At 49.4% G+C, this 21500-nt stretch carries 16 protein-coding genes; 12 read left to right on the forward strand and 4 right to left on the reverse strand.

Annotated elements, in window-relative coordinates; translation table 11 throughout:
* Positions 1-100: 100 nt before the first annotated feature.
* Complete coding sequence (gene greA, locus AR333_RS13405) at positions 101-580, reverse strand: transcription elongation factor GreA (RefSeq protein WP_068775844.1); 480 nt, start codon at positions 578-580, stop codon at positions 101-103.
* Between the two features lie 107 nt (positions 581-687).
* The gene (locus AR333_RS13410) at positions 688-4023 is read right to left on the reverse strand and encodes a DEAD/DEAH box helicase (RefSeq protein ID WP_068775845.1); all 3336 of its coding nucleotides are present in this window, start codon (positions 4021-4023) and stop codon (positions 688-690) included.
* Positions 4024-4272: 249 nt separating this feature from the next.
* On the opposite strand from AR333_RS13410, the gene AR333_RS13415 reads away from it, so the two are divergent.
* Together AR333_RS13415 and AR333_RS13420 are read left to right on the forward strand one after the other, a co-directional pair.
* Complete coding sequence (locus AR333_RS13415) at positions 4273-5664, forward strand: MFS transporter (protein WP_068775846.1); 1392 nt, start codon at positions 4273-4275, stop codon at positions 5662-5664.
* Positions 5665-5818: 154 nt separating this feature from the next.
* Complete coding sequence (locus tag AR333_RS13420; protein ID WP_172798853.1) at positions 5819-6424, forward strand: hypothetical protein; 606 nt, start codon at positions 5819-5821, stop codon at positions 6422-6424.
* A 701-nt stretch (positions 6425-7125) separates the two neighbouring features.
* Here the strand turns inward: AR333_RS13420 and AR333_RS13425 are convergent.
* Both AR333_RS13425 and AR333_RS13430 read right to left on the reverse strand, forming a co-directional pair.
* Entirely contained in the window at positions 7126-8196 is a 1071-nt protein-coding gene (locus tag AR333_RS13425; RefSeq protein WP_068775848.1) for a lytic polysaccharide monooxygenase, read from the reverse strand.
* 529 nt (positions 8197-8725) lie between these two features.
* Positions 8726-9253 carry a hypothetical protein gene (locus AR333_RS13430; RefSeq protein ID WP_068775849.1) on the reverse strand — a complete coding sequence of 176 codons (528 nt, stop codon included), beginning with the start codon at positions 9251-9253 and terminating at the stop codon, positions 8726-8728.
* 348 nt (positions 9254-9601) lie between these two features.
* Here AR333_RS13430 and AR333_RS13435 point away from each other — a divergent pair, with 348 nt between their 5' ends.
* From AR333_RS13435 to AR333_RS13480, 10 genes are all read left to right on the forward strand, one after another.
* Positions 9602-10495 (forward strand): LysR family transcriptional regulator, encoded by an 894-nt coding sequence (locus AR333_RS13435; RefSeq protein WP_068775850.1) that lies wholly within the window; start codon positions 9602-9604, stop codon positions 10493-10495.
* Between the two features lie 173 nt (positions 10496-10668).
* The gene (locus AR333_RS13440; protein ID WP_068775851.1) at positions 10669-12048 is read left to right on the forward strand and encodes an LLM class flavin-dependent oxidoreductase; all 1380 of its coding nucleotides are present in this window, start codon (positions 10669-10671) and stop codon (positions 12046-12048) included.
* A 43-nt stretch (positions 12049-12091) separates the two neighbouring features.
* Positions 12092-13762 carry an ABC transporter substrate-binding protein gene (locus AR333_RS13445; RefSeq protein WP_253735831.1) on the forward strand — a complete coding sequence of 557 codons (1671 nt, stop codon included), beginning with the start codon at positions 12092-12094 and terminating at the stop codon, positions 13760-13762.
* A 28-nt stretch (positions 13763-13790) separates the two neighbouring features.
* On the forward strand, positions 13791-14723 hold the full coding sequence (locus tag AR333_RS13450; RefSeq protein ID WP_068775853.1) for an ABC transporter permease: 933 nt from the start codon (positions 13791-13793) through the stop codon (positions 14721-14723).
* Positions 14724-14764: 41 nt separating this feature from the next.
* On the forward strand, positions 14765-15667 hold the full coding sequence (locus tag AR333_RS13455; RefSeq protein ID WP_068775854.1) for an ABC transporter permease: 903 nt from the start codon (positions 14765-14767) through the stop codon (positions 15665-15667).
* A 29-nt stretch (positions 15668-15696) separates the two neighbouring features.
* Positions 15697-17919, forward strand: a complete 2223-nt coding sequence (locus tag AR333_RS13460; RefSeq protein WP_068775855.1) for an ABC transporter ATP-binding protein — start codon at positions 15697-15699, stop codon at positions 17917-17919.
* Between the two features lie 246 nt (positions 17920-18165).
* Positions 18166-19023, forward strand: a complete 858-nt coding sequence (locus AR333_RS13465) for a transporter substrate-binding domain-containing protein (protein WP_253735832.1) — start codon at positions 18166-18168, stop codon at positions 19021-19023.
* A gap of 14 nt (positions 19024-19037) precedes the next feature.
* On the forward strand, positions 19038-19805 hold the full coding sequence (locus tag AR333_RS13470; RefSeq protein WP_068775856.1) for an amino acid ABC transporter permease: 768 nt from the start codon (positions 19038-19040) through the stop codon (positions 19803-19805).
* On the forward strand, positions 19778-20488 hold the full coding sequence (locus AR333_RS13475) for an amino acid ABC transporter permease (protein WP_068775857.1): 711 nt from the start codon (positions 19778-19780) through the stop codon (positions 20486-20488). Before AR333_RS13470 ends, AR333_RS13475 begins: the two co-directional genes overlap by 28 nt.
* 100 nt (positions 20489-20588) lie before the next feature.
* The gene (locus AR333_RS13480) at positions 20589-21122 is read left to right on the forward strand and encodes a GNAT family N-acetyltransferase (protein ID WP_068775858.1); all 534 of its coding nucleotides are present in this window, start codon (positions 20589-20591) and stop codon (positions 21120-21122) included.
* Positions 21123-21500: the final 378 nt, after the last annotated feature.

Raw genomic sequence — 21500 nt, forward strand, 5'->3', positions numbered from 1 at the left:
AGCAAAAGAAAAAATCCGTTACATCCTTGTTTATCAGGATGTAACGGATTTATGAAAGCAAGTGCTGAGACATGGCACGGACTAAATTGGCGCTGCCGTCTTATTGAGCTTTAATCTCAAGCAATTCATATTGAATAATACCCACTGGGGCATCAACTTTGACAATTGTCCCTACCGATTTGCCCATGAGGGATTTGCCCAGCGGGCTTTCGTAAGAAATTTTGTTGTTGGGCACATCTGCTTCAGCAGGCCCGACGATTTTATATTGGAGTTTCTCGGCAAATTCAATATCGTTTAAGACCACAGTGGAACCAACTTTGACACTGGAGGTATCCAAACTGTCGACGTCCGCGACACGGGCCTTTTTGAGCATATTGGTCAAGGTAAGGATTCTTGTTTCCATAAAAGCTTGATCATCCTTGGCCGAATGGTACTCGCTATTTTCCTTCAAGTCGCCGTAGCTGATCGCCAGCTTAATCCGTTCCGCCATTTCTCTGCGTTTGACGGTCTTCAGAAATTCCAGTTCTTCCTCTAATTTATTCATTCCCTCGCGGGTTAAAACCAGTTCATCGTTAGACATTCAGGCAGCTCCTAATTCACGATTTGAATTTCTGTAAAACATTCATACCTCATTGTACACTAAATCGCTTGGTTATGGCGAAAAGTATGCTGGAAGAATCGGCCCGCTTATTGCAGCATAAGAATCTCGCGTATATCTTGCTCGGATAAGGAAGACAAGGCTTCATGGCCGGGCTGGATGACTTCGTCTATCAAATTCTTCTTCCTCTGCTGCAGCTCGTACATTTTGTCTTCTACGGTTCCTTCCGCTACAAGACGGATCACCTGAACCACTTTTTGCTGACCCATACGATGGGCCCGGTCTGCGGCCTGCTGTTCGACGGCAGGGTTCCACCACAGATCGTATAGGATAACTGTATCCGCCCCGGTAAGATTCAGTCCTGTGCCGCCTGCTTTCAAGGAAATAAGGAACAGGTCCCGCTCGCCGTCATTAAAACGGCTGCACAGTTCAACTCTTTGCGGAGCCGGTGTCTGACCGTCCAAGTAGAAGAACGGAATGCCGCGCAAACCGAGTTCCCGTCCGATGAGTCCTAGCATGTCGGTGAATTGGGAGAAAACCAGCACACGTTTGCCGGCGCTTCGGCATTCTTCGACAATTTCAAGCAGCTGTTCGAATTTGGAGGAGCTGCCTTCATAATTGTGTACGAATAGGGCCGGATGACAGCACAGCTGGCGCAGGCGGGTTAGACCGGCCAGGATTCGGATCCGGTTTCTCTGGAAACCTTTCTCGTGCAAATGCTTCAAAGTTTCCTGCTGCAGTTTAGCCAGATAGCTTACATAGAGCTTCTTCTGCTCGGGCAGCAGCTGGGAAGCCTGCAGAGATTCGATTTTCTCAGGCAATTCTTTGAGTACATCCGACTTCAACCGGCGCAGCAGGAAGGGACGAATGCGCTGAGCAACGGATTCTCTGGACAGTTCGGTAAATAATCTTCGTTCAGGGAACAGCTCAGGGAAGACAATGTCAAAAATAGACCACAGTTCCTCAAGCGAGTTCTCCACAGGGGTTCCGGTCAGCGCGAAACGGTGAACAGCCTGAATCTCTTTGACGACTTGAGCCGTCTGCGTGTAGTGATTTTTGAAAGCCTGAGCCTCATCCAGAATGAGCGTATGAAAAGAATGCTTGGCATACCATTCTACATCGCGGCGCAGGAGAGGGTATGACGTAATCACAACATCCGCTTGAGAAGCATTCCTCAAAATTCTGCTTCTTTCCGTCTTGCTTCCGTCCGCAATAACCGCTCGAACTTCCGGCGCGAATTTCGTTAATTCATTGCGCCAGTTATATAGGAGAGAGGCCGGCGAGACAATGATCGCCGGCTGCTGCCGCTCCCGGATCTCTGGCAGCACAGACACCAGGAAGGCAATACTCTGCAGGGTTTTACCGAGTCCCATGTCATCCGCCAGGATACCGCCGAAGCGATAATGCGCAAGTGTCTTCATCCATTGGTATCCGAAAGTCTGGTAGTCGCGAAGTACAGATGAGAGATGTGCGGGCACCGGAAATTCAAGATTGTCCGGATTTCGCATATTTTCCAGGAGCTGCCGGAATGAATGGCCCAGCTTAACGACATTGCGCCTCTCGGGCGCATCGGTCAAGTGGAGTCCGCGCCATACAGGCAGACGAAGCCCTGCTCCCTGCAGATCATCCGGCCGTATGCCTACTTCGTTCAGCAGGCGGACGATTTCTTGAAATTCTGCGCTTTCAAGCGGCAGTAAAGCTCCATCCGGCATCCGGTAGTACCGGCGTTTTTCCTGGACGGATTTCATTAAGCTGCGGATCTCATTCTCCGGAATGCCGGCAATCTCAAACCGGAAATCCAGCCAATCTGTCCGCTCATCCACATTGACCCGTACTTTAGGAGGAGCAGGACTGTTATAGATCCGGGATTTGACGGCCGAGGTCGCGTAAATCCGGACGAGCTTCTCCAGTTGGGGGACGATGTGATAGAGGAAATCATATTCCTCCTCTTCGCCATTTAAGAAATACCCGGCTTCCGTTTTGGCAAACGAGGCTTTTTCCATCAGCTCCAGAATATGTGCTTCCTGATCTCCGTCGCGCATTAGAATGCGTCCTTCGCCGCGCCTTTGTCCCGGGCTCTCAAGCGGGTTAATTACGATATCTCCATATTGAAATTCGAGTGACGCCAGCAGTCTGTCCCTGACCCGGTCCAGATACAGTTTCGCTGTGAGCTGAGTGTGCAGAATACGGTTGGACACCGCAGGCGCGATGCGGACACTTCCAAGCTTCATGAGACCGGGGATAACTTTCTCCATGAAAGGTTCCATCTGCTGCGGCTCTATGCGGATGATATTCTTGCCGGAATGATCCAGCATTTTCTTCAATTCCCCCAGCCTGCTGCAAGCTTCCGTCTGCATCTGGTGCAGCATGCCGTCTGAAACTGCGATGCCGTATGATTCCAGCACCAGAATGGTATCCAGTCCTTGGATTTCCATTTCGTAGCCTGCCGCCTGGGATTCATCAAATTGGAATTGGAGTGGAACCGGTTCCTGGGTTAACTGGATTTCCTCGTATTTCTTATCCTCCTGCTCCAGCTTTACGGAAGGAGCTTCCATGAGCAGGGGAAGAAGAGGTTCCCAGGCATAAGGCGGAATAAGAAGAAGACGGTCCGGAATGGCGCTTTTCGCATGTCCCGTATAGAGACTGGAAGTTTCCCGGTAGATCTGTTCATTGCGGTATATTTGCAGGAGCTGCTGAATAACGGCATCGTCTTCTTTTCTAAAGCTGTGGAGCTTCGGATCGTAAGTGAAATTCTTGGAAAAAATAAATGGTTTTTTTCTTTCGCAGCTTTCCAGGAATTCTTTGATTCTTTGTACGATATACAGCCGCCTGGTGCCGAGTTTGAGCTCTAATCCGAACATAGCCTTCCGGAAACCGTAGGAGAACGTCTTGAGAGTAAACTCCACCTCCAGAGCTTCTCTTGTTTCAAAAAGAGCACGGATACTGCCTGAACGAAGTGGCTTCTCTCCGAAAAGGCCGAGCATATGATCCGTGAGCTGGCGGTCAGAATCCGATGCAGTACCGGATTCAAGTGCGGCAGATGTGAAACGGCTTGTCGCGCTTGCCGCTGAAAGGTCAGGTGCTGCGGCACGAGATTGTAACAGGGACACACCTGCACGGACAGGCGGTTTGCCTGCATGCTGGATCGTCCCTATATTTAGGAGCACGGCGGCGATATGTTCACAGTAATGGTCATAGGAATAAAAAGCAGGGCAAGTACACGTCGCGGTTACATCAGAATGGGAATCGATCCGGACCGTAACCTGGTAGCTTTCTTTTCCTTTGACCGTTCCATTATAGACGCAAGCTTCGGGATCGTAGAGGGTTAGCTCTACTTTTCTCGCTTTGTAATAAGATTCTCCGATCTCAAAAGCGATCCGTCCGCATAACAATTTAATAATTCGCGGGGTTAATACAGCACTCATGGACTTGGATCCTTTCTTGAGTTTCCGATAGGAAGTATATACTCATGATACCAGATAGGGAGGGGGAAAAGAAAAACAGCTCCAGTTTTCAGGGGACAACAAAATATGTAAATTTACAAGTAAGGCCCGGATCGGTATGTAAATACATACGAAGACAGGAAGGGAAATGAGCGGCGGTGTCGAAGAGTAGGTAGGTTGACTGGATTAATTAGAAACAAATGGAATTCGCCTATGGAAAGGAATCACACTATGACTGAAGCACAAAGGAATAAGTGGGGAATTCTTCAGGTTGTTAACATGGGGACCCTTATCTCGACCCTGGATGTAGGAATCGTCAATGTCTCGCTCCCGATTATGGCGAAGCAGTTCTCGGTGTCCCTGGCCCAGATCCAGTGGGTAGCGACTATTTATTTACTGACGATGGTCGTTCTGCTGCCCTTTATGGGCAAGCTGTCCGACCGGATGGAGCGGCGCACGATTTACAGCTACGGTTTCCTCATCTTCGGCATCGGATCGCTGTGCATCGCGATATCACACGGCTTCGCCGCTTTACTGCTGTCACGCTGTCTACAGGGTATTGGCGCGACGATGATTATGGCGAACAGCCAGGCTATAGTCCGCCAGGTCTTTCCCGATCAAGAACGGGGCCGCGCCCTTGGCATCAATGCGGTCGTGATCTCGGTGGGCACGCTCTCGGGCCCTGCACTTGGCGGGCTGCTGCTCGAAATAGCCGATTGGCCGTGGCTGTTCTGGATCAACGTGCCTATTGCGCTTGCAGCCTGCGTCCTCGGTTTCCGCTGGTTTCCGCGCGGAACCGGCGAATCAGTCAGGACGCCGTTTGACTTCATCGGCACGGTTCTGCTCGGGGCTGGAGCCTGCTTCCTGATGATCGCTGCGGAGTCGATCAAGGAGGAAGGCGCTTTCTCCGCGGCGGCCTGGATAGAAGGCTTGATCGGGATCGGCCTTCTAGTCGCACTGTGGCTGCAAGGCCGCCGCATTGATTACGGCATTATAGACCGTGAGCTGTTCAGCCGCCGCAAGGTGTGGGTGGGCAATGCCGGATCGTTCATGATTAACCTGGCACAGACCGCCACGCTCATTCCGGTGACATTCTACCTCCAGAGTCAGCTCGGCTATTCTGCGTGGTCTACCGGAGCTCTGCTCATGCTGCAGCCGCTGCTGATGGGCATTGTGGCTCCGTTTGCGGGCTGGTTCCGCGATAAATACGGCGGAACTTTCCCGATCGCAGCCGGAGCACTGCTCTGCGCTGCGTCCATGTTGTTCGTCGTTCTCGCCCCGGGGGTGACACCGGTCAGTATCGGGCTGCAGCTGTCCGTGTTCGGAATCGGTATCGGACTGTTCCATGCGACGAACAACGCGGAGATCATGAGCGCAGCACCGGCTTCCAAAAGCAGCCTTGCGGGTAGCCTGCTCGCTTTGGTCCGCTACCTGGGCCAAATCGCAGGCATTGGGCTGGCGACGCTGCTTGTCGGCTCTATGGGTCAGCCGGGCGCAGAAATGGAGTCCGTAGGGGTGCTTCTCCGGGTGCTGTTTGGATTATGTTTTGTGTGCTGCCTGCTGGTGGCTCTGTCAGGCCGTCTGCCCAAACAAAAGCAGGATTCGGCGGGTATTTCCGCATAATAATGATAAGTCTATCAAGCAGACAGAGCGCACCAAGATCCAGATTTATACGGATCAAGAAAAGCGCTCTGCTTTGTGGATTAGCGATATCCAATAAACTCCAATTATTCGTGTTAACGATTTTCTAGATGATAAGGAAGGTGTGTGAAAGGCATTGATTCGAAAAATGGCAGCATCTTTGTTACTGATCGCTCTTCTCTATCCTACAAGTACCTCGCAAGCGCTATCCTGCCAGAAGCAGTTGAATATAGCGGAGTCCTATAAAAACTATGATGGTGTTCTTATGGCGACGGTTGAAAATATCGTAAGAAAAAAAGGCAGCAAAGAAGTTCATTTAAAAATAAATCACAGCTATAAAGGCGTTCAGCAGGAATCTTTGCAAGTAGATGAAGATGAAATTTGGAATCGGGTGGAGAGTGGCCAAGACTATCTTTTCTTCCTCAGCAATACAGGGACGGGATGGGAGCATCCGGTATGTTCCGCCACTAAAAAGAAAGAAGAAATGACCCAAGAAGAATCAGCATTTCTTGCGGGCAAAGAATTACCTATCCAACTCCTTCATTCAAGCAGAGAGGTTTCTGACGGAGTCGTTCAGTCAATGCCGAAGCTAGAGAACCTTGAAAATCCTTCAGCAGCATCATTGATGGCAAGTGTGGCTGATCCCGCTCACAAGTGGTTGCCTGCTGCTGCAGCGGGTTTGATAGGAAGTGTCCTTGCGGGAGTAAGCGTGTACTACAAATTGAAAAATGATCGACCCTAAGAGGCGGCACCTTTTTGCGCAGGGGTCCTTACTAGATATCTGCTATAATCTTAAGAAAATACTCGAATAAGGGAGAAAATAAAGGATAATACAGGATAAATGAACAAATTCAAAAGATTCAGAATATTTACAAAAGATAAATAATTAGAGTATTATTTAGTCAAGGAGGTTGTACATCATAAAAATCATGGTTACGCTTACAAGTGATCCTAGTAATCAGAGGTGACAGCGATGGGGCCATAAAAATCGATAGAAGTTTTCAATTTGAGTTTGCCGGGTTAGTGGCAGCTTCGAATTGAACTGTAAATAAGCATAGATCTCAGGAAGGGAGTTGAATCCGTTGGAGCAGAGTTAGCGAAACATGTCCATCGTATGAAATCGAATTCCGGGACATGTGGGAACCCACGTATTTATTAATAGAATGGAGTGCGTTTTAAAAATTGAATAAGTCATTGAAAACATAGGGTCCTGCCGATTATCACAGATAACCGGGGGCCCTATTTATTTTTCTCTGAACATAATGGCTTAAGCCCAATGACTGACCGTCTGCAAAACAAGCTGTATATCCAGTTTGTTTCGAAAGGGTGGGGTGCACGGCTTATCCCCTTGTGGGAGCAAGGGATGAGCGGGAATCCTTATACATAAAAAGATGACTTCTGACAGAATCAGAAGTCATCTTAGGCCTTATAATCCGCTGGGGATTAAGAAATTACTTTCCAGACATCGGAAGTGGCACTTGGCGTTTGACCTTGTGTCCACCATCTAGCTTCATAGTTTACGCCGTTATGCGTAACTTTGTTGCCGCCTACATAGACTGCAGTGGAGCTCCAAGCCGGATAATTGCCGCCAGGAGAGGAACCGTTCAGAGTTGTGAACGATACCGCATTGCTTGCTCCCGAGACGTTGCCTGCTGCGTCAACTGCTTTTACAGTAATCGTATAAGCGGTATTAGGTGCCAGACCCGTCAGATTCAGGCTTGTAGCACCTGTAGTGGAACCGATTTGAGTCGAACCGTTGAATACACGGTAGCCTGTTACACCGACATTGTCGGAAGAAGCGGACCAGGATACAGTAGCGCTGTTAGCTGCAACATTGGATGCTGCTGCGCCTGCAGGTGCAGTCGGAGCTTGTGTATCCGTAGGGCCGCCGCTGCCGCCGCCGAAGTTAACATCAATTACGTTGTAGAATGCGTTTGCAGTATCAGCGATTTCCCAAACAGCCAAGATAACTTGGTATCCGGATCTAGCTGGAACGTTACAAGTATCGGAATAAGAGAAAGGAGGCTGTTTGCCCTTGTAATCCACGGAGCAGAATGGATTCAGATCAAAGGAATCACGAGTCAGTGGAGCATTAGGGTTCCAGCCTGGCTTCGTGATGTAGTATTTCCAGCTAGTTGTTGCATGTGCAGCTGTCAATTTCCAAGTAAAAGTGTTCGTACCGGAGTTAATGTTTACTTTCGTCCAACGATTGGAAGATTGCTCGTCAAGCTTAGGGAAAGTTCCGCCGCCGCTTCCGATTTTGCCGTCAGCCGGTCCAGCTGCCGGGAAACCTTTTGGAAACTCAAGGCTTTGCGGCTCATATACTACGGCACCACAATCGGTATTCTGGCCGGTTTTACACAGGTACGCGCGGCTGGCCGGTCCTTCTACATAACCGTGGGCAGAAGCTTTACCGGAGATCAAGAACATCCCGGCGATCATTGCAACCAGTACGGCTGCTGCAGCCACCCACCTGATCATCATGTGTTGCGGTAAACGTAAATTTGTCGTCATACAATTGGCCTCCTTTTAATGGGTAAATGGGTAATAGAATCATTTGTTGCTCTTAGCAGGCAGTAAACCTTTACCAGCTCCTTTCTGTAGTTTCCTAGACTGCTGATAAATGGGCCAAACTAATGAGATGCAGGCATTCCTCCTTTTGTCGAATCAAGTATTTATATAAACTCTAAAAGAGCTTATACACGAAATTTGTCTAGTATTCTATAAGTACCGGAGTGTTCACATGAAGTACTAGAGGAGTAGAAGGCTTGTATATAAAGCGCTTCCATTTGGGGGCGGAAAACGAATGAATCCAATGTAAATATATGAATATATAGTAAATACAGGGTGATCTGTAATCTAAAGATACAGGAGTTTTTTTCATTTCACAATCCTTATTTTCCAAAATCCTGTAAGATTTTTTTAATCACCTTCTGCCAAAATTCGAGTTATTGTTTATCACTCATCTGTCGGGACAAGTTGAACAAAGGCCAAAAATGCCCTTAATCGCTTATCGCAATTAGGACATTTTGGAAGCGAAATTCTATGGAAGGATAAATTCTTGTATTTTTTCTAATTCCGCGTATTCTTTTGCCAGCTGTTCAATAGATTTTTTATTTTCTCTTAGATCTTTCTCGATTTGGGCAAGAGTTTCTTTCTTCTTTTCGAGAATTTCTGCTGCTTTCGCATATGCAGCTCCATACTTGGGGTCGTCTGTCATCGTTTTATAATACCCTTTGGTTTCCATTACGCGCCTTAAAGAAAGAATATCATCTTCGAGCTTTGCTTTTAAGTCAACTGGGGCAAGTTCCTTTTCTAATTCCCCTACGGCAATTCCGATTTCCTTGACTTTTTTTCCTTGCTCATCAATTTTTAGTTGTTCTTCTGCGGTTTTTGCTTTTGGCAGGCGCTCCCATTTTTCTTGTTCAGATAAAGATTCCTTTTTAAGTTTTTCAAGCTTTTCTTTTTTATCGGTATCTAACGCAAGGGTGTTATTGTTCAGAGAAAAACCGATAGTAAATGCCAATACACCGCATATAGCTGCTGCCAATAAAATTTTTTTGGACTTCATAAATTTACCTCCCGTGTTTATGAGAATTCATTAGCATTCGTATAGTTGATCATTGGTAAGGTTCGTTAGCTCTTTTACGTACTAATCTTCATAGAATAATCGGAGATGTCTTTAGTATCAAGTTATCGTACAAGGAAATTCATATATTTAATTACATTAAATATATAGGGCACTAACTAATAAAATTTACAAATTGAGGGATTGACAGCCTCCTTAAACCAAAGCTATAATCCTAACATACTAAATTCATCGGAATAATAAGTTATCCGCCAGTCAACTGGAGATACGGCCTTTCCTGTAAAGGAATGCTGTGTCTCCTTTTTGTTTAAGCAGGGGGGACCAACTGAAATGAATATAGAGAATATCGAAGCTTTTGCAACCATTGTCCATTTCAACAGTTTCAATAAAGCGGCAGATGCGATGTATGTATCACAACCTTCAATATCCGCACGTATTCAATCACTAGAGAGGGAACTGGATGTGAAGTTATTCGACAGAGAGGGCCGTCATTTTGCTTTAACGGAGAAAGGCAAGCAATTCCTGCCCTTTGCGCATCAAATTCTGAGAACATACAAAGCCGGACGTCAGGAATTGCAGGTCAACCACAGCAGAGGGAATGAACTTAGAATCGGTTGTACCGTATCGGGCGCGAATTATTTATTGCCGGAGATGCTGGCTGTTTTCAAAAGAAAGTTTGCAGGGGTGCGGGTTAAGCTGCTCACGGCTCCGAGCGAAACGATTCTGGAAAAAGTGCTGACCAAAGAGCTGGATCTGGGACTTGTGCGGACAATGACACATCCGGAAATTGATTCCCTGGAGGTGTATGAGGACCCTATCCGTCTATATGTGAACCGCAATCATCCATTTGCTAACAGGTCCAGCCTATCCATACAGGAGGTGAGCAAGGAACCGGTTATATTCTTCGAATGCGGTTCTCTGGATTGGACCCGGATTCACCGGTTGTTCCAAATACTCGATGAGCCTCCGCTCATAGATATGGAGATTGATAATTTGGAGACCGCTAAGAAGCTTGTTTTAAAAGCGCTTGGCATTTCTTTTTTGCCGGATTTGTGCGTCAGGAAGGAAGTGAGGGAAGGTCTGCTCTGTCCTGTAGGTATTCCGCAGCTTACGGGATTGTCCTTGCGCAGCCATCTCATTTCATTAAAAGGACAAGTAACGGAAATCGGGCAATTATTCCTGGAGATTAGTAAAGGGGTTGATTTAAAACTTTTTTCATCTTAAAAAGATCTTCCGCTTCTTATGAGAGCAGTATGAGAGTAGACGGATTACGTTGTTTCTTGTTTACATAAATAGATAGGTCCTGCACTGTCATAAATCCGAGTAAACCTATGTATATTTAATGAATATGTGTCGGTCGTGTTAATCAAACTTAAATACGTGAAAGGCGGATAACGATGACAACCACTAGAAAATTGAAACTTGGAGCCATGATTCACGGAGTAGGCAGCAGCATGTCGGCCTGGAGACATCCCGAAATTCCTTCGGACGCAAGCATATCAATCCGTTTTTATAGAGAACAGGCTAAGAAGGCGGAGGAAGGCAAATTCGATTTGCTATTCATTGCTGACGGGCTGTTTATCAATGAGAAATCAATTCCACATTTCCTTAACCGATTTGAGCCGGTTACGATTCTTTCGGCCCTTGGTATCGGAACTTCGAATATCGGAGTCGTCGGGACGCTGTCTACTTCATACAGTGAGCCTTATACGGTGGCAAGACAGTTTGCGTCTATCGACCATATTACCGGCGGACGTGCCGGATGGAATGTAGTCACTTCTCCGCTTGAAGGTTCTGCGCTGAACTACAGCCGCAAGGAGCATCCGGCTCACAGTGTCCGGTATGAAATTGCGGAAGAGTATCTGGACGTTGTCAAAGGGTTGTGGGATTCCTGGGAAGACGATGCATTTGTACGCAACAAAGAAACGGGAGTTTTCTTTGATCTGACCAAAATGCACCAGCTAAATCATGAGGGAGAGCACTTTTCCGTCCAGGGTCCGCTCAATATTTCGCGCTCCAAGCAGGGGCACCCGGTTATTTTCCAGGCGGGATCATCCGAAAGCGGACGGACGCTGGCAGCCAAAACGGCGGATGCGGTCTTCACCAATTCCGAATCTATTGAGGAAGCGCAGCGTTTTTACCGGGATTTGAAAAGCCGGGCCGTGAGTTATGGTCGTAAACCGGAGGATATTCTGATTTTTCCAGGAATAAGCCCGGTCGTGGGTATAACCGCGGAGGAGGCTGAACGGAAGTATCAGGAGATCGCGGATCTTGTCAGAATCGAGGATGCGCTGCTGTATCTGGGGCGTTTCTTCGATCACTTCGATTTCTCGGTATTTCCGCTGGATGAGCCTTTTCCTGACATTGGAGAGACCGGCAGCAACAGTTTCCGAAGCACGACGGATAAGATCAAGCAGAGAGCTCGCGAGCAGGATCTGACGCTGCGTCAGGTTGCGCTTCAGACAGCTACGCCGCGAACGGGTTTTATCGGTACTCCGGAGCAGGTAGCGGACCGTATTGAAGAGTGGTTCGAAGGTGAGGCGGCGGATGGTTTCATCATTGCCTCCAGTGTTCCGAACAGCCTGCGGGATTTTGTAGATCTGGTGGTTCCGGTTCTTCAGGAACGCGGCATTTTCCGCCAAGAATATGAAGACGATACGCTCCGGGGTAATCTCGGGCTGAGCAAACCGGAGAATCGTTATACGGCAGAGCGGAATCAAACCAACGATAATCGGGTGGAGCCGATTCCCAAAGACCGTACCATCTCTGCATCCTGACAGCACTCAATGGAAAAGCCGATGAACGATGGGAGAATGAACAATGACAATACCAGTAAGGAGACGTAAATACTTTGGAATGGCCGGGCCGGCGTTTCTGACTCTATGTATTCTACTTACAGGCTGCACGGCTTCGACGCCCCCTCTAAGTCAAAAAATAGATCAAAAAGGATTTTCTAAGGGAGATTCCACCAAACGTGGCGGTACTTTCACCTATGCACTCGCCGGATCTCCGACGGGGCTTGATCCTAATGTGGTACCCGCCGCACTTGATTACCGGGTTATGCGCTCTATTTACGACAGTCTTGTCGTCCAACTGCCGGATAAATCGATCCAGCCGTGGCTTGCTGCCGAGTGGAACGTATCTCCGGACGGCAAATCGTATACATTCAAGCTGCGCCAGGATGTTAAATTCCATGATGGCACTCCTTTTAATGCAGCGGCTGTAAAAGCAAACTTTGACCGCGTTGTTAATCCGGCAACGAAGTCACGATTTGCCGTTACCTTGCTTGGCCCTTATGAATCATCCGAAGTAGTAGATGAGTATACGGTCAAAATCAATCTGAAGTCTCCTTACAGCGCCTTCTTGAGTTCCTTAAGCCAGGCTTTCCTTGGAATCGTATCTCCTGCCGCTGCAGACAAGTACAAAGACCAGCTGACCAAAAACCCGGTCGGAACCGGCCCGTTCAAGTTTGTAAGCTGGAGCGAGAACAGTGCGATCACATTGGAACGCAATGCGGATTATAAATGGACTCCGGTCTTGGCGGATAACAAGGGTGCGCCGTACCTCGATAAGCTCATTTTTAAAATCATTCCGGAAGAAGCTACACGCATCGGAAGTGTCCAGAGCGGTCAAGTATCCGCAGGGGAGACGGTGCCTCCCCAGAATCTTATTTCGCTGAAGAACGATCCTTCGGTTAAGCTCTTGCAGGCAGAGTCGGCCGGTATCCCTTTCACGTTGATGCTCAATCAGGATCACACGCCTTGGAATGAGCTTCCGGCGCGTCAAGCGGTGCAGGCGGCGATTGATTTCGAAGCGATTGTGAAGACTTTGTATCTGGGAACCTACGCAAAAGCATGGTCTCCGCTGACTCCATCCGTACTCGGTTACAATTCTGCGCTGGAAGGAGCGGTTAAGTACGATCCGGAGAAGGCGAATAAGCTTCTCGATGAAATCGGCTGGACTCGCGGAGCAGGCGGAATCCGGGAGAAGAACGGTAAGAAGCTGTCGATTCATTACATCGACACCTCACCGAACCGCGAGAAGCGCAACGATATTGCTGCAATGATCCAGCAGCAGTTGAAAAAAGTCGGCATCGCGGTCGAGGTGGAGATTCTGGCCGATACCACGACTGCCCTGATGGTGAAAGGAACCAACGATCTTGTAGGGATCAGTAACGTATCGGGTGATCCGGATATTTTACGGAGCTTTTTCCATACCAATGCCATTCCAGGCTCGGGGAAATGGGGACATAACCATACCCACAAATCCGATCCCCAGATAGACGCGTGGCTGGAGGAAGGGCTGCGGGAGCAGGACCCTAAGAAGCGGGAAGAAGTGTACAAGAAAGTGCAAGCCTACCTTATTGAGAATGCTTACGGTTTTCCGGTATACGTGTTTCCTTATACAGTAGCGGCCGGGAAAGCTGTAAACGGACTGAAGTTTGACTCACTGGGTTATCCGATCTTCTACGATGTAACCCTGTCCGATTAAAATTCTTACAGGGGAAGGAGGAACGCAAATGGCTCTAGCCATCATCCGCAGAATAATCTCGTCCATGCTGGTTATTGCCGGAGCGTCCGTACTCGTCTTCTTTATCTTGTATTTGCTTCCTGGCGATCCGGTACTGATTATGCTGGCCGGCACAACGACTTCTGCAGAAGCGGCTGCCAATCTCAGGCATCAGCTCGGACTGGACCAGCCGGTGTTTATGCAGTTCGTCCAGTATGCCGGTGATTTGCTGAGAGGCGATTTCGGGAAGTCTATGGTGAATGAGGATCCGGTGCTGCCCAAAATTCTGGAGCAGTTCCCCGCAACAGCTGCTCTCACCGCTGCCGGCACATTGATCGCTCTGCTGACTGGGATTTGGCTCGGAGTGTTGTCAGCGGTTCACCGCAGCGGAGTGATTGATCTGCTGGCACGAATAATCTCTCTCTTCGGGATTTCGATGCCGACCTTCTGGTCAGGCATCCTGCTTATTCTGATTTTCTCTGTGCATTTGGACTGGTTTCCGGCGATGGGGTCTGAGGGATGGAGATCACTTGTCTTACCTGCACTTGCCCTTGGCCTCGTAGGTTCCGGATTTATCGTCCGTATGGTCCGTAGTTCCATGTTGGAGGTGATGAATGAACCTTTCATTACCACCCTTCGCTCCAAAGGCCTGCCGGAAAGATTCATCTTGTACAAGCATGCACTGAGGAGTGCACTGAATCCGGCCTTAACGATGATCGGTATACAAATCGGAGAACTGATGGCAGGCGCGGTCGTAATCGAAACGGTCTTTTCCCGCCAAGGGATCGGGCGCCTGCTTGGAGGAGCTATTATGGCCAAGGATCTGCCGGTGGTGCAGGGTGTTGTATTTTTTACAGCGATCATCTATGTGCTGATTAATCTTCTGGTCGACCTGTCCTATACCCTCATTGATCCCAGAGTGAGGCGTGCTTCTTCCAGATAGAAGATGCAGATCCTCTGCAAACGAAGGAAGGGAGTGGAACAATGAAAAGTATGGCTGCAGTCAAGAATCTTGCGCTCGACAAACACGCAGACGGCGGAAAACAATGGCGGAGAAGGGCGCGGTTGATTCCGTTAGCGGATGTTCTGTATTATGCCGCTTTGCTCATTGTAACGGGAATTGGACTCTGCGCACTGGTCCCGCAGTGGATAGCTTCGTATGACCCGACTGAAATGAATGCTGATATTTTGCTGCAGCCGCCTGGACTCTTCCACTTGTTCGGAACGGATTATTTCGGAAGGGATGTCTTCAGCGTCATGGTCTATGGCAGCAGGGATTCACTCTTCATCGGAATCGGCTCTGTTCTGTTGGGAGGGACAGTCGGAGCGATAATCGGCAGTTTAGCCGGGTATGCCGGCGGATGGATAGATACCATTCTAATGCGGCTTATTGATGTACTGATGACCATCCCCGGACTGCTTCTTTCTCTTGCTATTGCGGCAGCCCTGGGACCGAGCTTGTTTAATATCGTTCTAGCCGTCAGTGTGTCGATTGTTCCCAAATTCGCCAGGGTGGTGCGCAGCCAGATTATGAGTGTCCGGTACCGCCCTTTTGTAACAGCCTCTAGGTCTATAGGTGCAGGGAACTTACATATTTTCATGAAGCATGTTATACCGCATACGGTATCGCCGCTGCTTGTAATGGCTGCCATCTCCATCGGTTCTTCCATTCTTGTAGGGTCATCTCTAAGCTTTCTTGGTCTGGGTGTGTTAAAAGAGGTGCCGGACTGGGGGACGCTGCTGTCGCAGGGAAGAGGTTATTTAACTGTCGCCTGGTGGAATGCTACCTTTCCGGGTCTGGCGATTACCTTATTCGTCCTTGCCGTCAATCTTCTCGGGGACCGGTGGCGGGATATTCTTGATCCCAAATCTGCCGTGGAAAAATAGATGAAACCGAACATAAGGGGGAACTGAACATGGGTGAAGCTCTGCTTGAGATCGACCGGTTATCCGTAGATTTTATCAAAGGAGAGGAAACTCTGGCGGCTCTCTCGGATTTAACGCTGCACATAGAGCGGGGGGAAACGGTATGTCTGGTCGGTGAGTCAGGGAGCGGCAAAACGATCCTGTCCAAAGCGATCATGCGGCTCATCGAATATGAGAAAGGCCGAATCACGCAGGGTTCCATTCGTCTGGGAGAAATGGAGATTACTAGCTGGAGTCAGCACAAAATGCGCACGATCCGCGGCAAAAGAATCGCGATGATCTTTCAGGAGCCGATGTCCGCATTTGATCCTGTATTTCCCGTAGGCAGGCAGATCATGGATGCGATTCTCCAGCACACACGCCTTTCCGGAAAAGAAGCGCGTGATCATGCGGTTCATCTGTTGAACCGCGTCGGAATTCCCGAGCCGGAGCTTCGGATGAAGCAGTATCCGGGGGAGCTCTCGGGAGGGATGCTTCAGCGCGCTATGATCGCGATGGCGCTTTCCTGCGGGCCGGAGCTGCTCATTGCGGATGAACCGACAACCGCGCTCGATGTTACCGTGCAGGCGCAAATACTGCAGCTGCTTCAGGAGCTTCAGGAGGAGACGGGCATGTCCATGCTCCTGGTGACGCATGATCTGGGGGTCGCCGCCCAGATGGCCAACCGGATTGTGGTCATGTATGCCGGGAAAATTATCGAGGCCGCCCGTTCGGAGGTCCTGTATGAGAGGCCGCTGCATCCGTATACCCAAGGACTGCTGCGTTCCCTCACAACCCCGCACATTCCCAGAGGAACAAAGCTGCCTTCTATCGAGGGCGCGATCCCGGCACTGGCGGACCTGCCCGGCGGCTGCCGGTTCCATCCCCGCTGTCCGCATGCGGTTCCGCATTGTGTCCAATCGGCGCCCCCCTTGAGAACGTATGCGGACAGCCAGGCAGCCTGCTGGTTGACCGAGGAGCTGGAAGAGGCGCAGCAGGGGGAGCGGGAGTACTTGGAAACGAAGGGGGCGGACCTAGCGCCCGCCGGATTATCTTCTGTGGACAGGGAACGGGAAGCGGTGTACACGGATGTGCCGCTCCTTCATAATAGCGCCCGCCGGAAGGAACTGGTGAATGAAGACTTGCCGGAGCGGGCGGCCGTTTCGAGCTTCTCAGGAACGGATAGGAATCGTATTCCCGTAGAACCAGCCAGGGGAGACTGGCAGTCCGTGAAGCTTCCTGTAATTGAACAAGAAGCCGCCGGATTGGGGGAGATTTTGTTCGATGTCAAAGGGCTTCGCAAAATCTATGAAACGGGAGGCGGCTTACTAAGCCGGGCACGGAGCCGGATTTATGCGGTGGATGGCGTTTCCTTCACCATCCGGGCAGGAGAAACGTTCGGGCTTGTCGGAGAATCAGGCAGCGGCAAATCGACACTGGGCCGGTCTCTGCTAAGGCTGGATAAGCCGACGGAAGGCAAGGTTCTCTTCGAAGGAAAAGACATCGGTCAGCTGTCTTCGAAGGAAATGAGAGATGCCCGGCGTCAGATGCAGGTCATCTATCAGGACCCCTATGGTTCCCTGAATCCCCGCTGGACGGTGGGTGAACTTATTGGAGAGCCGTATGCGGTACACGGGAGCTTCCGCGGACCAGAACGCCGGGAAAGAGTACAACAGCTGCTCCACGCCGTTGGCCTTCCCCGATCGGCAGCGGGCCGGTATCCGCATGAATTCTCGGGCGGCCAGCGCCAGCGGATCGGCATTGCGCGTGCGATGGCGCTGAAGCCGAAATTCATCCTGGCGGATGAAGCGGTATCCGCTCTTGATGTGTCTGTGCAGGCACAGATTCTGAATCTGCTGCAAGAGCTTCAGAGCGAAGAGAAGCTCACGTATCTCTTCATCGGCCATGGATTGAGCGTAGTCCGTCATATGTCGGACCGCATAGGTGTCATGTACCTTGGAAGACTCGTAGAGATTGCAACGAGCGACGAGCTGTTCCGGCACCCTGCTCATCCTTACACGGCTGCTTTGCTGGCGTCTATTCCGTCAGCAGATCCGAGGCGCAGGATGAAGGCAGTACCCTTGAGCGGAGAGATTCCGTCACCTGCTCATCCTCCCTCGGGCTGCCGGTTTCATACGCGCTGCCCGTCGGCTACCGCGTTGTGCCGGGAAATTGAGCCGGCATGGTCCAAGGTAGGTAAAGATCATGAAACCGCGTGCCATCATCCGCTCTGAGTGATCTTATGTGAAATTCGCTCTTCTATCGAATAAATCAATCGCTGAATAGATAAGATCTTTCCAGCGTTGACGCTTGTAAAGGCCGATGATACGATTTATACATTCCTAAAACCAAGAAAACTTATATGAATTAAAGGGAAATCAATGGGCTGATTGGTCAACCAAAAGCCGCTGTTTCGTTTCGTAGGCAGCGGCTTTTTTTATTGTTTTGACATCTAAATTGGAGTTGGAGGGGTTATTGCAATGACTACGACGAATACAAAGACAAAAACAAGAATGATGATTGCATCGGCAGGGCTTGCACTTGCCCTGCTGTCCGGGTGTGCCGCTGATTCGGCTAAAGACACGGCGGCCAAAGCTAATCCGGGAGAAAACTCCCCGGCACCCGCCGTCACAAAAATCGTAGTCGGCACCGGCACGCAGTTTCCGAATATCTGCTTCCTGGACGATAAGGGGAATCTGACCGGCTACGATGTGGAATTGATCAGGGAGATAGACAAGCGGCTGCCTGAGTATGAGTTTGAATTTAAAACGATGGATTTTTCCAACCTTCTGCTGAGCCTTGAAACGAAGAAAATTGATCTGATTGCGCATCAGATGGAAGTCAATGAAGAGCGGAAAGCGAAGTTTCTTTTTAATGACGAGGCTTATAATATTTTCCCCAACAAAGTTGTCGTTCATAAAGACAGGACGGATATCCAATCCCTTGATGACCTGAAGGGCAAAAAAGTGATGGTAGGAGCGACGAGCAATGCGGCGGTGCTTCTGCAAGATTATAACAAGACGAACAATAATGCCATCCAGATCGTATATTCGGGCAGCGGCGGCACGAACGACATTATCGCTCAATTAAAATCCGGCCGCGTAGACGCTACGATTTCTACGGAGTTTGCGGTTAAACAGCGGAATGAGACCATCGATTCCCAGCAGAAAATCGTAGGAAAAGCGATTTCGAATTCCAAGGTTTATTTTATTCTTCAAAAAGAAAGGACAGAGGTGAAGGAGAAAGTCGATGAAGCGCTTCGGGCCATCAAGAAAGACGGAACTTTGAGTAAACTTAGCACGAAGTGGCTGGGGGCCGACTATACGGTCAGCGAGTAGAAAGAGGGAGTGGGATGGGAAAAGCATTTGATATCAGTCTTGTATGGACGTTTCTGCCAAAACTGTTAGCTTATTTGCATGTGACCTTGTTCATTCTGCTGGTCTCCTTGCTGATCGGGGCCGTGATCGGGTTTACGCTCGCTTTGATCCGCTTGTACAAGGTACCGGTGCTTGGAAGAATCGTGACCGTCTATGTATCCTTTATGCGGGGTACGCCTATTCTGATCCAACTTTTCCTGGTTTATTACGGAGTTCCCCAGCTGCTGCTGGGAATCGGCATCGACCTGTCATCCGTCCATGCGCTTGTATTTGTCGTCCTGACCTATGGCCTGCATATCGGTGCTTTCTTCTCCGAAATTGTCCGTGCGGCAGTCGGCAGTGTAGACCGGGGTCAGGTCGAGGCAGCGTATGCAGTCGGTATGACTGGGCCGCAGGCGTTTACCCGCATCATTCTCCCGCAAGCGATGACCATTGCTTTCCCGAACATCGGCAATCTGGTTATTGGCAGCTTGAAAGATACCTCGCTGGCCTTCTCGCTTGGAGTGATGGATATGTCAGGCCGTGCGGACACACTGGGAACGACCAATCATTATCTGGAAATTTATCTTGCCCTGGCCCTCATCTACTATGCGGTCTGCTTGCTGCTTGAGAAACTGTTCTCGGTGGCCGAGAAAAGACTGGGCAGGCACGAAAGTTCCGCAGATCATGAGCCGGGGAACCTGAAGCCGGCCGGGAATGGAAGGAGGAGATTCCGATTCAGCTTGACCCGCTCTTCATCATAGAAGCATTTGTCGATATTCTCCAGGCGCTCCCTTTGACCTTAATTATTTCCGTCGTACCGCTGCTATTTGGTTTTGTGATTGGCATCGGTATCGCCTTGATCCGGATTTATAAGGTGAAAGGAATTCATCATCTGGCGGCATTCTATGTCTCGTTTATACGCGGAACTCCCTTGCTGCTGCACATCATGATCATTTATTTCGGAGTTCCCCTGCTGTTTGACAATCTGGCGGCAACATACGGCTGGAACGTGCGCTCCAGTATCATCCCGCTCGTCGCTTTTATTCTGGTAGCTTTCTCCATCAATTCGGGCGCATACATGTCCGAGGCAATCCGCTCGGGCATTCTCTCAGTCAACCGGGGTCAGCTCGAAGCGGCGTATTCCGTCGGTATGACGACTTGGCAGGGGATGAGGAGGATTGTTCTCCCGCAGGCGCTTATGGGAAGTCTGCCGAATTTGCTGCACAAATTTATCGGCCTGCTGCATGGTTCGTCCCTTGCGTTTACCATTTCACTTGAAGATCTTAACGGCAGGGCCAATATTGTAGCTACTTCCAATTTAAAGTTCCTGGAGGCTTTTATAGCTGCCGCTTTTATATATTGGGGGCTTACCCTTCTGGCCGAACAACTGACTTCTCTGCTGGAAAAAAGGCTTAATGTCTACAACCGTGGGGGAGTGGCGTAATTCAGCAGCTGATTGTGGGTGAAAGTGAAAGTGAAAGTGAAAGTGAAAGTGAAAGTAAACACCTCTTAGCAGATCTCTTACAGGGAAGGTGAGGATAGTAATGAGTGAAACCTATCGTTTGGCGACAACCGAAGATGCGGAGGAGCTGCTTGAGTTAATCTTGAGCGCTTATCAGTCCATACGGGAACTCGGAATAGAGTTTATTGCTGCGCGGGCAGATCTGCAGCAGGTTCGGGAGAATATCACGGAGAACAATTGCTATGTTCTGGAGATTGACGGTCAAATATCCGCCACCATTTCTTTAAAATATTTAAAAGATGTGACGGCTTATCCTTTTCTGTACTGGTTTGCCGTGAGTCCGAAGCTGCAGGCCAGGGGCATCGGAAACAGGCTGCTGCATTACGTCGAACAGACAGTCGTGCGCGATACTCTGCTTGCTTCAGCCGTAACTCTGGCGACTTCGCGCAAACACCCCTGGCTTCTTTCTTATTATGAGCGTAAGGGATATTATCCTTTTTTGGAAAAAGAACTGGGACAGGACGATAAGCTCGTGTTTCTTACCAAACCTTTGCGGGGAGAACGGAAGTCGGAATGGAACGCTGGCAGTGCGCGCAAGGATGAAGTGGAGGCTTAATAAACCAGGGAAATTTATCGTTTGTTGGAGAACGGCAGGCATCTGCGTTCATGATCCCGGATTCCTTACGAAGTGCACCTCCTAGAATAGACATTGGAAACCTATGGTTATTCCGATGAATTCTAGGAGGTGCACTTTTATGGCGATCAGAGGACAAAAATTCAAACGTTTCCATCTGGCATGTGAGTTGATTGGGGCCTGAGTTCCTCTAACGTGTGCCTGCCCAATCCTTTGCCGATCCTTTCGCCGATTACCAGGCTGTTTAAGATTCAATAATTCGATTAAAGAAATTGGTGTTATATAATAGGCTTAACCAAAGGGATACGGGCCTTGCCAAGAGGAGTAGATACTATAACCGATAAGCATCGAGAGCCGCTA

The sequence above is a fragment of the Paenibacillus sp. FJAT-26967 genome, from assembly GCF_001541095.1.
Lineage (GTDB): Bacteria > Bacillota > Bacilli > Paenibacillales > NBRC-103111 > Paenibacillus_F.